The organism is Vibrio penaeicida (assembly GCF_019977755.1).
GTDB classification, from domain to species: domain Bacteria; phylum Pseudomonadota; class Gammaproteobacteria; order Enterobacterales; family Vibrionaceae; genus Vibrio; species Vibrio penaeicida.
Window position 1 is genome coordinate 3,624,639 of sequence record NZ_AP025144.1, and the last position, 12,622, is coordinate 3,637,260.

Here is a 12,622-nt window from a genome sequence, read left to right on the forward strand (position 1 = left end):
CTACTTAATGAATAGTCGGCTTTTTGTCTTCACTCGGTCTCACGCCATACTCTGCATGCACCGTAAATACGCACGCTTTAACGTGCTCGATCACCTGCTCCAGTAAATCGGCTTGCTCTTCTAGATCATCCTCTTCATCAATGCCCAACTTAGAAATTTCTTCCAAATCACCCAGCGCTTCTTTTACATCGACTGGTGCTTTGTTTATCGATTGATTGGCCAACCCTAAACCAGAAATAAAGTGGTTCACCCATTCAGATAACCCATCAGCGGTAGCAAACAAATCAGAATCCGACTCCGATAACATCAACGTCAATTCAAATTGATCATTTGCCAACTCACTTAATGTTGCTTTTAGCAAGCTTTCAGCAACACCAACAGTGCTTATTGGCCAACCTAACCCATCATTTGTGTAATCAAACAATAGAGGCTGCCAGCTGTTGTCGTTAATCGCTAATCCGCCGCTTATCATTCCAGTCAATAAGCCATGTAACTCAGCGGGTGATACCGCAAGTTGTGCTGTCTTAAGTTCATTAACGAGTTGCGGAAAAGCAGGATAATTCACTTCACTCATAAGGGATTCGCTATAATGTAAGTTAGTTGGGCTAATCCTATCACTTAAGGCGCTTAGCGAAAATGTATAGCTGAACATAGCGTGTTCAATTTGTTGATTTCGTGTGTAGTTAGTCCCGCAATATCAGGAAACAAAGATGGAAGGGCTTGAATCTTAAGGTCGGTTTACCTATAGTTTCCTCCCTGACAGAAGTGAGCTTGTACTCCCTGTCTTTGGTTTGGTCGAGAGTGTACCGTAATGAGTAGTCAAGCAGTTGAAGTTGAAATATTGGGGAAGCTTACGCGAGTGAATTGTCCACCTGGGCAAGAAGAGTCACTGCTAAAAGCCGCCGAAGATTTGAATACGCGATTGAATGAAATGGCGGAAAGAACTAAGGTAACCAATACAGAAAAGCTATTAACGATTGCTGCTTTGAACATCTGTTACGAATTGCAAATATCTAAGCAAGAAGTACATGGTCAAACCACAGAAATAACAGAGCGAATGGAATTGCTCTCGGCGTCACTAGATGGTGCGCTCAAACAGCTAGGACGCGAATAAAAGTTTTACCCTGGAGTGTGCGTCAGCGGATTTAAGTCCCTGAGCCGATAAGCAATAATTAAGGGTTAGTACTTGAAAACTATTGAGCAAGCTCGGCTCGTACCGAGAAGCCTACGGTTATCATTGCTGATCCGCCTTGAACCAGCTGGTTCAAGGGCCACAATCCTCAACGGCACTCTGGGGTTCCTCATATGAAATCTTTCACACCTTCAATAGCATCAGCTGAACAGCGACAATGCATCCGAAAGAACATACGCTGCAAAAGGCGTGACCTTTCCAATGCAAAACAAATCGAAGCCTCTCATTGTTTGCTGACACAACTAAAAAAGCACTCTGCCGCGACCGATGCCAACACCGTTGCATTATATCTTGCCGTTGATGGTGAGCTCGACCTGACACCAGTTATCGAATGGTACTGGAACATGGGGAAAAAGGTCTGCTTACCCGTGCTTCACCCCTTCTCCAACGGGCACTTACTTTTCTTAGAATACACACCAAAGACAGATATGATTGCCAATCAATACAAGATTGCAGAGCCCAAGCTGAAAATGTCTCAAATTGTCCCTGTTAACGAAATTGATATTATCTATACCCCACTAGTTGCGTTTGACGATCAAGGACAAAGGCTTGGTATGGGAGGGGGTTACTACGATCGAACCCTAGCGTCTTGGGAAGCGACATCAGGGAATCAGGCAATTGGCTTGGCTCATGATTGCCAGCAAGTCCCTCTTCTTCCAGTGGAAGCTTGGGACATTCCTCTACAAACTATCGTGACCCCTTCAAAAACATGGCAATGGGATACAAAGCCTCGTTAAGTCACAAATGAATGCGTTAGCTAACCGACATCAATATATTCACGCAGATCACTGCACCTTTACATAAGTTGCAGGTATAATCGCGCGACTTTAATTTGTTCACCTAAATTCTGGAGAAAGGCATGACTCAAGATGAAATGAAAAAAGCCGCTGGCTGGGCCGCACTGAAGTATGTTGAAAAGGGCAGCATTGTTGGCGTTGGTACGGGTTCGACCGTCAATCACTTCATCGATGCACTTGGATCAATAAGAGAAGAGATTAAAGGTGCTGTTTCTTCTTCAGAAGCGTCAACTAAAAGGCTGCAAGAGCTTGAGATTGAAATCTTTGAATGCAACGACGTATTCGAGCTAGACGTATACGTTGATGGCGCTGATGAAGTTAACCCAGGTCGCGAAATGATCAAAGGCGGCGGTGCAGCCCTGACGCGTGAAAAGATTGTTGCCGCTATCTCAAAGAAATTTGTGTGTATTGTTGACGGAACAAAAGCCGTAGACGTATTAGGCGAATTCCCACTTCCAGTGGAAGTGATTCCTATGGCTCGCTCCTACGTTGCAAGAGAGTTGCTCAAGTTGGGCGGCGATCCGGTTTATCGAGAAGGTGTGGTAACAGACAATGGCAACATGATTTTGGATGTGTACGGATTAAAAATAACAAATCCAAAAGATCTAGAAGACAAAATCAATGCGATCGCGGGTGTCGTGACAGTCGGTCTGTTCGCACACCGAGGTGCAGATGTCGTGATTACAGGCACGCCTGATGGTGCAAAAATCGAAGAGTAAAACCATACATTTTAGTATTCGATAATTGCATTTTTATGCGATGGTTAGCACTAATTTCCGTCATTTGATTACAAACGGTACCTATAGGTGCCGTTTTCTCTTATTTTTCTTTAAGAAATTATGCCTTATTCCGTAATTTTCTTACCCAAAGCGAATATTTTTTGTTACTTTATTGTTCAATATATACAGAAGGTAAACGTTTGCGTACCTCTTCTGTACTCAGCTTATAGCCCGAAGTTTAAGGACGATAATCAATGGCCAAAGTATCACTGGATAAAGATAAGATAAAAATTCTCCTTCTTGAGGGGCTTCACCCTTCTTCAGTTGAAGTTTTTCAAGCGGCTGGTTACAGCAACATCGAGTATGTAAAAGGCTCAATGGCGGAAGAAGATCTGTTAGAAGCCGTTAAAGACGTGCACTTCATTGGTATTCGTTCCCGTACTAACCTTTCTGAAAAAGTATTCCAAGCGGCAGAAAAATTGGTCGCTATCGGTTGTTTCTGTATCGGAACCAACCAAGTTGATCTTGGCGCTGCGGCAAAACGCGGTATTCCTGTGTTCAACGCACCTTTCTCCAACACTCGAAGTGTGGCTGAGTTGGTATTGGGTCAAATCCTTCTGTTACTTCGTGGTATCCCTGAAAAGAACGCATTGGCACACCGTGGTATTTGGAAGAAAAGTGCGGACAGTTCTTACGAAGCACGTGGTAAGCGTTTAGGTATCATTGGTTACGGTCACATCGGTACTCAACTGGGTATTATTGCTGAAAACTTAGGCATGCGTGTCTACTTCTACGATATTGAGAACAAGCTTTCATTGGGTAACGCAACCCAAGTTCACACCATGAGTGAACTGCTAAACAAATGTGATGTGATAACGCTGCACGTTCCTGAAACGGACGGCACTAAGAATATGATGGGCGAAGCTGAATTCGCTCGCATGAAGCCTGGCTCTATCTTCATCAACGCAGCTCGCGGTACTGTCGTGGATATACCAGCTCTCGCTTCAGCATTAGAAACCAAACATCTTTCTGGTGCAGCAATTGACGTATTCCCTGTTGAACCAAAAACCAATGCTGACCCATTTGAGTCTCCATTGCTTAAATACGATAACTGTATCCTGACTCCTCACGTTGGTGGTTCTACCCAAGAAGCACAAGAAAACATTGGTGTTGAAGTTGCTGGGAAACTAGCAAAATACTCAGATAACGGCTCAACACTATCCAGTGTCAATTTCCCAGAAGTGTCGCTGCCAGAGCACAGAGGAACATCTCGTCTACTGCACATTCATGAAAACCGCCCAGGTATTCTGACGCAAATTAACACCATCTTCGCTGAAGAGGGAATTAACATCGCGGGTCAGTACTTACAAACCAGCTCAGAAATGGGTTATGTGGTTATTGATGTTGAAGCAGATCGCTCTGAAGAAGCTTTACTGAAGCTGAAAGAAATCGCGGGAACTATTCGAGCTCGTATTCTTCACTAATTTCACATTCTTAGCTACATTGGTAAAAAGGGGGACGCCAGTTGGCGTCCCCCTTTTTAGTTTAAAACTTGCGTCGCTTAATCTTTCAGCTTGTAAATCACATCCACCCTATCACGGATAACAATGCTGGAATCTTGATAAGTATTGGATGCCTTTTCTGCCCCAAGAGCCATGCTTCGCATTAGCATCGGACGGTTTGAATTATTGTTGTAACTGATTCTCCAAACGCCATCCACTTCACGCTCAAAACCTTCTGCGAGAAATTTTGCTTTCTGTGTCGCGTCTTTGATTGCCGCCAAACGCGCTTGCTCTTGATACTTGGATTCGTCTTTTACTTTCAATTGAATATCGTCGATGCGATTAATCCCATCGCCTAAGGCACCATCAAGATAACTGTTTAAGTTACCTAAGACTTCAACGGTCACCGTGACACTGCGGGAAGCTTGATACCCAACCAGTTCGACTTTGCCACTTTTAGGGTAGTGATACTGCGGCGCTAAATACAAATTAGTGCTGGCGATGTTGTCTCTTTTCACTCCAGCAGCGGTTAAGCGCTCAACAAAAGAGCTCACAGCTTTATCTACCGCTTGCTTCGCTTGCTCTGCTGTCAACATGGTTTCTACCACTTGAACAGTAAACTCAGCCATATCTGGCACAGCGGTCACTTCGCCGTGCCCCGACGTAGAAATATGCGGAAATGAAAGCTCTTCTGCTTTAACAGGAGCCATCATTACTCCCATGAGCAACACACCGATCATCGATAATTTTTTCATGCCGTTCTCCTAAGGGTTCGTCGCTATAATAGACGCTAACATCAGAGATTGATTCCATTCATATTCATATTTGACACAAAGTTTACTGAGGGAGATGTTGTCTCGCGTATTGAATAATTGACTGGGAAACTTCTTTTAGTACTCCACTCTCTAACTGCCAATGATGCCAATACATGCGGTGAGAGAGAAAAAAACTCGGTGTAATGTCTATCAACACTCCTTGCTTGAGTTCAGATTCAATTTGCTGCCTTGGGATCAAACAATAAGCCACACCACTGATCGCCAATTTAACAAAAGCTTCTGAGCTGCGAACTGTATGCTTCAATACACTTCCAATGGGTAAATTGAAGTGCTGGTGAACAAATCTTTCATGCATATCATCATGCTGATCAAAAGCCACTGCTGGCGCTCGTTTTAGCGCTTCTCTATTTACACCTTCAGGAAAGTACATCTGACAAAAATCTGGACTCGCGACACACAAATAATCCACTCTTCCTAGGTAGTCGGCATCACATCCAGACATCGGTTGAGAATCAAGGCTTATTGCCCCAACGACTTCACCACTTCGAAGCTTATCAATGGTTCTTCCTTCATCATCTACCACCAAATTCAGCTCAATTCGCTTTTGTTTCAGCAAAGGTGACAAGCTAGGTAAAAGCCAAGTGGCAAGGCTATCGGCATTCGTAGCCAATGCGACAGACAATGGGCGCTCACTGTTTTCAGTGCTAAGCTCGGGCAAAAGCTCCTCTTCTAGCAAGCAAACTCGTCGGTACAGTCCAAGTAATTTCTTTCCAGCTTGAGTCGCTCTGGGAGGCTGTTCCCGAACTAATACAGGCTGTGCCAGCCATTTCTCTAACTGTTTAATCCTTTGAGATACAGCCGATTGGGAGATACATAACTGCTCCGCGGCTCGTTCAAAACCTCTTTGATTAAGTACACTGTCTAGTGCTTCAATCCATCGATAATCTAACCCTCTCATATTTCCCTCAACTCACGCACCCAAGATATAAGTTTAACTTATCATTCATTAAAATTATTAGTTTAATTTATTTTCTTATTCCCCTTATCCTTGCGGCTCATTTTTGATATTTCTATTTTTAAGTAAGGGTAACGTTGTGAACTTCTGGGTGTTATTGCAAGGTTTTGGGTTAGGCGCAACGATGATCATTCCAATTGGAGCGCAGAATGCGTATGTGCTGAACCAGGGCATTAAGCGCAATCACCATCTTACAACCGCGACGATCTGTAGTTTATTGGACGTTTTTTTCATCTCTCTAGGCATTTTTGGTGGTGGTGCAATCCTTTCTCAAAACGAATTGCTACTCACCTCTGTCACTCTGGGGGGAATCGCGTTTTTAAGCATCTATGGTCTTATGTCTCTAAGAAGTGCTTTTGCTCCAGCAGAGCAACGAGAATCTAATGCCCAAATCACTGCAAGAGGAAAGCGTGCAGTCGTTTTAGGGGCGCTCGCAGTTACCGTTCTTAACCCTCACCTGTATTTAGATACGGTCGTCATTTTGGGTTCTATCGGAGGACAATACGAAGGACAAGATCGTATTGCTTTCGCTATAGGTACAGTACTGGCGTCGTTTGCTTGGTTTTACAGCTTATCCCTTGGCGCAGCAAAGTTGGGACCTACGCTCTCTAAACCTAAAGTAAAGAAAGGGATTGATATTGGTGTGGCCGCAATGATGTTCACTATCGCAATAATTCTCGCGAATGGGTTATGGCAGCAATACATGTAGATTCTTGTTCAAACTTAAGGATATGACATGGATGTAATTCAACAGATTTACCAAAGGAACATCGATCTTTTAAACGAACTCAACATCCCATTCAATGAATGGCAACATCGTCCAATTTTGGATTTTGCGACAGATGAAGCGATTGCCAAGGAGTTGGGCTGGACAGGTACGTTGTCTAAAAGCTTATTTCTGAAAGTTAAAGGTGGTGGTTACGCACTTTACTTAACCGATAAAGACAGCCGCCTCAATGCTAAAGGAATTAAAGGGCTTTTAGGCAAACGTGTATCTATCTGTGATAATGAAGAAATGACAGCAAAAACAGGCTATTTAGTTGGGGCTGTTTGCCCATTCACATTACCCACCTCAGTCCCCATTATTTTGGATACTGCACTTCTGACACATGACGAGCTGCTTTATACATCTGGGGATCCTGCTGTAACGATTGGAATTAATATTGTCTATTTAGAAATACTGCTGGAGTCTCTAGAGAATCCGATTTATAAGCTATCTGAATAGCTGACACTGAACATAAATCACAAAAAAAGATTCAAAAATAAAGGCGCTTAACTGAGTAAGCGCCTTATTTCAATGGAAGTGTTTTGATCTACAAAGAAAATTAATCAACTTTGTTCAAGTGCACATCCATTTGAGGGAATGGAATTTCGATACCTGCTTCATCAAGTGCTTCTTTAATTGCCTGAAGAGAGTCGAAATAAACATTCCAGTAGTCCGCGGTTTTCACCCAAGGACGAACAACAAAGTTAACAGAAGAATCTGCAAGTGCAACCACACCAATGGTCACACCTGGATCTTTCAGAATACGCTCATCTTTTGCCAATGTTTCGGCAATGATCTCTTGAGTTTTCTTAAGATCAGCGTTGTAAGAAACACCAATAACATGATCAATACGTCGTGTTTGGTGACGAGAGTAGTTTGTTATTGGACCACCAATAACACCGCCATTAGGCACTACAACCATCTTGTTGTCTGGTGTAGTAAGAACGGTTTGGAAGATCTGGATAGACTCAACAGAACCAGATACGCCACCTATTTCAACGTAATCGCCCGATTTGAATGGACGGAACGCAACGATAAGTACACCTGCCGCGAAGTTAGACAGAGAGCCTTGCAGTGCCAAACCAACTGCTAAGCCAGCCGCACCAATAACCGCAACTACTGAAGCAGTTTGAACACCCAAACGACCTAATGCTGCAATAAGAACAATAACAAACAACAAGTAACGAACCAGCGCGTGGATAAACTCCACCACCGCTTTATCCATGTTCTTCTTCTTCATCACCTTCGCTACGCTGTTTGCGATAGCTTTAACGATAATGTTACCGATAAACAGTATCAGTACTGCTGAAATGATGTTTACACCATATTGAATGATCAGATCTGAGTTGTTTGTCAGCCAAGATTCCATTTTACTGACTCCTCCTGCTAAGTTTAGGTTATCAACCACTGATGGTTCGCTTGCCATTCCTTTTTACCTCTAGGTTTCTTATTTTGAATATGTGTGCCTTGTCCAAATTAGTAACTTCACTAATTTAGGGCGGTGCATCTCTGCGACAGAATTTCGACAAAATATCTTACAATTGAACTCAATGAAAGTCATCGCCACATTAATATTGAGACTACGACTTAAAAATTTGGGCTTTTAGCGAAAGGGTTATGTAATCAATAGAATAACCCTCAACCAACTTTAGCGGTGTTTGAAAAGATAGCAAGCATAAAAAAGCCCGCTCAATGAGCGGGCTTTTCAGTTCAATTCGAAAGAATTAAAGAACGTCTACTGCATTCAAGTCAGCGAATGCTTGCTCAAGGCGAACAACCATTGAAGATTGCGCTGCACGTAGCCATACACGTGGATCGTAGTATTTCTTGTTAGGAGCATCATCGCCTGTAGGGTTACCAATTTGACCCTGTAGGTAATCGTGCTTGTCCGCTTCGTATGCACGGATACCATCCCAAGTTGCCCACTGAGTATCAGTATCGATGTTCATTTTGATAACACCGTAGCCGATAGACTCTTGAATTTCTTCTTGAGAAGAACCTGAACCACCGTGGAATACGAAGTTCAGAGCGTTAGGTGCAATACCAAACTTCTCTGCACAGTATGCTTGAGAATCACGTAGGATTGTTGGAGTCAGTACAACGTTACCTGGCTTGTATACACCGTGTACGTTACCGAAAGATGCAGCAATAGTGAAACGAGGGCTGATAGCATTCAACTTCTCGTAAGCATAAGCTACGTCTTCTGGAGAAGTGTATAGCTCAGACGCATCCATATCAGAGTTGTCTACGCCATCTTCTTCACCACCAGTACAACCTAGTTCGATTTCAAGAGTCATGTCCATTTTAGCCATGCGCTCTAGGTACTTAGCAGAGATTTCAATGTTTTCTTCTAGAGACTCTTCAGAAAGGTCAATCATGTGTGAAGAGAACAGAGGCTTACCAGTTTGAGCAAAGAACTCTTCACCAGCATCTAGCAGACCGTCGATCCAAGGAAGTAGTTTCTTAGCCGCGTGGTCAGTGTGTAGGATTACTGGTACACCGTAAGCTTCAGCTACAGCGTGTACGTATTTTGCACCAGCAACAGCACCAAGAATTTGTAGACCTTGGCCTTCAAGTTTTAGACCTTTACCTGCGAAGAAAGCAGCACCACCGTTAGAGAACTGAACGATAACTGGCGCTTTAACTTTTGCAGCTGCTTCTAGTACTGCGTTTACAGAGTCAGTACCAATACAGTTAACCGCTGGAAGTGCGAAGTTGTTTTCTTTAGCAACTTCAAATACTTTCTGAACGTCATCACCAGTGATAACACCTGGCTTTACGAAGTCGAAGATCTTAGACATGGATGTAATCCTATTTATCTGTCGTTTTAAAATAAAACTGATTAAGTTTAAATTCTTGCAAACGTTTGCTCACAACGCGAGGTATTCTAACAGAGAACCATTTGGCGTGCAGCAAACAAGAAAGCGGGATTCACTCCCGCTTTCAGTTATTCTTACTTAGCGCGCTCTTCAAGCATCGCTACTGCTGGCAGTACTTTACCTTCAACGAATTCAAGGAATGCGCCGCCACCTGTAGAGATGTAAGAAACGTCAGCCTTAATACCGAACTTGTCGATTGCTGCTAGTGTATCGCCACCACCTGCTACAGAGAAACCTGCAGATTCCGCGATTGCTTTAGAAATGCCCGCTGTACCCGCTTCGAAGTTCTTGAATTCGAATACGCCTACAGGACCGTTCCAAAGGATAGTTTTTGCGTTGCCGATGATTTCAGCTAGAGCCGCAGTTGAATCTGGACCTAGGTCGAAGATCATGTCGTCGTCTGCAACTTCAGAAACATGCTTGATTTCAGCTTCTGCGTTCTCGTCGAATGCTTTAGCACATGCAACGTCAGTCGCGACTGGAATAGCACACTCTTTCATTAGCTTCTTAGCAGTGTCAACTAGGTCTGCTTCGTATAGAGATTTACCTACGTTGTGACCTTCAGCTGCGATGAATGTGTTTGCGATACCACCACCAACAACAAGTTGATCAGCAACTTTAGAAAGAGATTCAAGAACTGTCAGCTTAGTAGAAACCTTAGAACCACCAACGATAGCAACCAGTGGACGCTCTGGGTTGTCCATTGCTTTGCCTAGTGCTTCAAGCTCAGCAGCAAGAAGAGGACCAGCACATGCAACAGGAGCGTGAGTACCAACACCGTGAGTAGACGCTTGTGCACGGTGAGCCGTACCAAATGCGTCCATTACGAAGATGTCACATAAGGATGCGTATGCTTTAGATAGCTCTTCTTCGTTCTTCTTCTCGCCTTTGTTGAAGCGAACGTTTTCAAGAACAACAAGTTCACCAGCGTTCAGCTCAAGACCGTTTAGGTAATCTTTCGCTAGTTTAACGTCGCAGTCTAGTGCGTCGTTTAGGTAGTTAACTACAGGAGCTAGAGAGAACTCTTCGTTGTATTCACCTTCAGTAGGACGACCTAGGTGAGATGTGACCATAACTTTTGCACCAGCTTCCAAACAAAGCTTGATGGTTGGTAGAGATGCTAGAATACGAGCATCTGAAGTTACTTTACCGTCTTTTACTGGTACGTTTAGGTCAGCACGGATAAATACGCGTTTACCTGCTAGTTCCAGGTCAGTCATCTTGATTACAGACATGGTTTGTCCTCTCAATGTTTCAATTTTAAAGTTTGGTAGCTCAGCATCACGCTCAGCCAATAAATTCTTTCTCTGGTGCTTACTTTGGGGCAAAACACATTTATTTCAAGCCCCAAATTAAAACTTTTACCGCTTGATTTAACCCAATTCGTGCATGGTAATCGCGGTATCCAGCATCCGGTTAGCAAAGCCCCATTCGTTATCACACCACACCAACATCTTAACAAGATGTCCATTGCTCACTCGTGTTTGCGAGCCGTCCACTATGGCACTGTGGGAATCGTGATTGAAGTCGATGGAAACTAACGGCGCCTCAGTATAGTCAACAATGTTGTCTAATGTACACCGAGAAGCGTTAATAATGGTTTGATTTACGTCATTAACTTTCACATTTGTATTTATTGTTACACTCAAATCCATTGCAGTGACGTTTACGGTAGGTACTCGAACCGAAATTGCTTCAAATTTGTTAGAAAATTTCGGGAATATACGTTCAATACCCAAGTGCAATTTTGTATCGACTGGGATAATAGATTGGCTGGCCGCTCGAGTACGTCGCAAGTCTGGATGGTATGCATCAATTACTTGCTGATCGTTCATAGATGAATGAATGGTCGTGATGGTTCCCGAATCGATACCAAAGGCATCATCAAGTACCTTTATGATTGGCACGATACAGTTTGTCGTACAGGAGCCGTTGGATACGACTTTGTGTTCTGCTTTGATGGATTCATGATTCACACCGTAAATGATGGTGTTATCTAAATCACCAGCCCCAGGGTGCGAAAATAGAACTTTTTTGGCACCTGCCGCAATATGTTTTTGCCCATCAGCCTGAGACCCATACACACCTGTGCAATCCAGCACGATGTCGACTTCTAAGTCACGCCACGGAAGTAATTCAATATCTTCTAAATGCAAAATGCGAACAGAATCACGCTCACCACTATCGTGATGAATGAAAAGATGCTCTTGGTCGTGAGATATCTTTTTAAAAAATCGACCATGCGAGGTGTCATATTGGAGAAGATGCGCCATGGCTTCTGGCTGCGCTAGCTCATTAACCGCAACCACTTTGATCTGCTGGTTTTTACTGCTTTCATAAACCGCACGTAACACGTTACGCCCTATTCGACCAAATCCGTTGATCGCGACTTTTAGCATCTCTGCTGCCCTCACATAAATTGCGTGGTACAGATAGTAACTGATATTACTGAAAGTTCACAGGCAGCCATAGCCTTATCCGGTCCTTTATTTCCATAAGAATGAGTTGTGGAAAGATTGCCAAGCCCTACCATGGAAGTCGTGGCTGGTCGTACCCTTTGATGCAACAAAGCAACTCTTAAAGTTGAAGTCACTCGCATTCGAGTGTACCTCCAATTGAACCTGTTAACATTCATGTTTATAAAACCAATGTAACGTTCCTTTGGCGCTTTCTACCCTCATTTTCTCACCAAAGGACAAATACATGACTGAATGGTCTGCCGAACAGTATTGCAATACGTGCCGAAAAACGACCTCGCATACAGAAACCTTGGTACGCAAGCCAAGTAGTTATGATAGCGATACTTCATTACTAGGCAGAATAAAGCTCTCTCTTCATACCATTATTAATGGTGGCAGTTACTACGATATGGATCGCTATGTCACTTGTAAAACGTGCCATACAAAAGAGCTAAAGAATCAGGGTAACGAATTCGAATAGACATAAAAAAACCGAACCAGCGATGGTTCGGTTTTT

14 protein-coding genes and 1 other RNA gene are annotated in these 12,622 nt (G+C 43.4%); 8 read left to right on the plus strand and 7 right to left on the minus strand.

What is annotated here, in order from left to right; genetic code table 11:
* Positions 1-4 precede the first annotated feature (4 nt).
* Positions 5-574 (minus strand): YecA/YgfB family protein, encoded by a 570-nt coding sequence (locus tag LDO37_RS16280; RefSeq protein WP_126608895.1) that lies wholly within the window; start codon positions 572-574, stop codon positions 5-7.
* A 237-nt stretch (positions 575-811) separates the two neighbouring features.
* Between LDO37_RS16280 and zapA the strand changes: the two genes are divergently transcribed.
* From zapA to serA, 5 genes are all read left to right on the plus strand, one after another.
* Positions 812-1,114, plus strand: coding sequence for a cell division protein ZapA (zapA, locus tag LDO37_RS16285; protein ID WP_101112543.1), 303 nt, complete (start codon positions 812-814; stop codon positions 1,112-1,114).
* Between the two features lie 4 nt (positions 1,115-1,118).
* Positions 1,119-1,302: non-coding RNA, 6S RNA (ssrS, locus tag LDO37_RS16290), on the plus strand.
* Positions 1,303-1,305: 3 nt separating this feature from the next.
* A complete protein-coding gene (locus LDO37_RS16295; protein WP_126608894.1) occupies positions 1,306-1,929 on the plus strand; it encodes a 5-formyltetrahydrofolate cyclo-ligase in 624 nt (207 codons plus the stop codon).
* A 122-nt stretch (positions 1,930-2,051) separates the two neighbouring features.
* Positions 2,052-2,708 carry a ribose-5-phosphate isomerase RpiA gene (gene rpiA, locus LDO37_RS16300; protein ID WP_101112544.1) on the plus strand — a complete coding sequence of 219 codons (657 nt, stop codon included), beginning with the start codon at positions 2,052-2,054 and terminating at the stop codon, positions 2,706-2,708.
* Between the two features lie 254 nt (positions 2,709-2,962).
* Positions 2,963-4,192 (plus strand): phosphoglycerate dehydrogenase, encoded by a 1,230-nt coding sequence (gene serA, locus LDO37_RS16305; RefSeq protein ID WP_126608893.1) that lies wholly within the window; start codon positions 2,963-2,965, stop codon positions 4,190-4,192.
* Between the two features lie 77 nt (positions 4,193-4,269).
* On the opposite strand, the gene LDO37_RS16310 is transcribed toward serA, so the two are convergent.
* Together LDO37_RS16310 and LDO37_RS16315 are read right to left on the minus strand one after the other, a co-directional pair.
* Positions 4,270-4,965 carry an oxidative stress defense protein gene (locus LDO37_RS16310; protein WP_126608892.1) on the minus strand — a complete coding sequence of 232 codons (696 nt, stop codon included), beginning with the start codon at positions 4,963-4,965 and terminating at the stop codon, positions 4,270-4,272.
* Between the two features lie 82 nt (positions 4,966-5,047).
* On the minus strand, positions 5,048-5,944 hold the full coding sequence (locus LDO37_RS16315) for a LysR family transcriptional regulator ArgP (protein ID WP_126608891.1): 897 nt from the start codon (positions 5,942-5,944) through the stop codon (positions 5,048-5,050).
* A gap of 136 nt (positions 5,945-6,080) precedes the next feature.
* On the opposite strand from LDO37_RS16315, the gene LDO37_RS16320 reads away from it, so the two are divergent.
* Both LDO37_RS16320 and LDO37_RS16325 read left to right on the plus strand, forming a co-directional pair.
* Positions 6,081-6,710, plus strand: coding sequence for a LysE/ArgO family amino acid transporter (locus LDO37_RS16320; protein WP_126610321.1), 630 nt, complete (start codon positions 6,081-6,083; stop codon positions 6,708-6,710).
* Positions 6,711-6,737: 27 nt separating this feature from the next.
* On the plus strand, positions 6,738-7,226 hold the full coding sequence (locus LDO37_RS16325; protein ID WP_126610320.1) for a YbaK/EbsC family protein: 489 nt from the start codon (positions 6,738-6,740) through the stop codon (positions 7,224-7,226).
* 100 nt (positions 7,227-7,326) lie between these two features.
* Here LDO37_RS16325 and mscS read toward each other — a convergent pair whose 3' ends face one another.
* The 4 genes from mscS to epd all read right to left on the minus strand — a co-directional run bounded on the left by mscS (position 7,327) and on the right by epd (position 12,045).
* Positions 7,327-8,193, minus strand: coding sequence for a small-conductance mechanosensitive channel MscS (gene mscS, locus LDO37_RS16330; protein WP_101112550.1), 867 nt, complete (start codon positions 8,191-8,193; stop codon positions 7,327-7,329).
* A 298-nt stretch (positions 8,194-8,491) separates the two neighbouring features.
* Positions 8,492-9,568 carry a class II fructose-bisphosphate aldolase gene (gene fbaA / locus LDO37_RS16335; protein ID WP_101112551.1) on the minus strand — a complete coding sequence of 359 codons (1,077 nt, stop codon included), beginning with the start codon at positions 9,566-9,568 and terminating at the stop codon, positions 8,492-8,494.
* A gap of 152 nt (positions 9,569-9,720) precedes the next feature.
* Positions 9,721-10,881, minus strand: a complete 1,161-nt coding sequence (locus LDO37_RS16340; protein WP_126610318.1) for a phosphoglycerate kinase — start codon at positions 10,879-10,881, stop codon at positions 9,721-9,723.
* A 138-nt stretch (positions 10,882-11,019) separates the two neighbouring features.
* Positions 11,020-12,045, minus strand: coding sequence for an erythrose-4-phosphate dehydrogenase (epd, locus tag LDO37_RS16345; protein ID WP_126610317.1), 1,026 nt, complete (start codon positions 12,043-12,045; stop codon positions 11,020-11,022).
* Positions 12,046-12,349: 304 nt separating this feature from the next.
* On the opposite strand from epd, the gene LDO37_RS16350 reads away from it, so the two are divergent.
* The gene (locus LDO37_RS16350; RefSeq protein WP_126610315.1) at positions 12,350-12,586 is read left to right on the plus strand and encodes a hypothetical protein; all 237 of its coding nucleotides are present in this window, start codon (positions 12,350-12,352) and stop codon (positions 12,584-12,586) included.
* Positions 12,587-12,622: the final 36 nt, after the last annotated feature.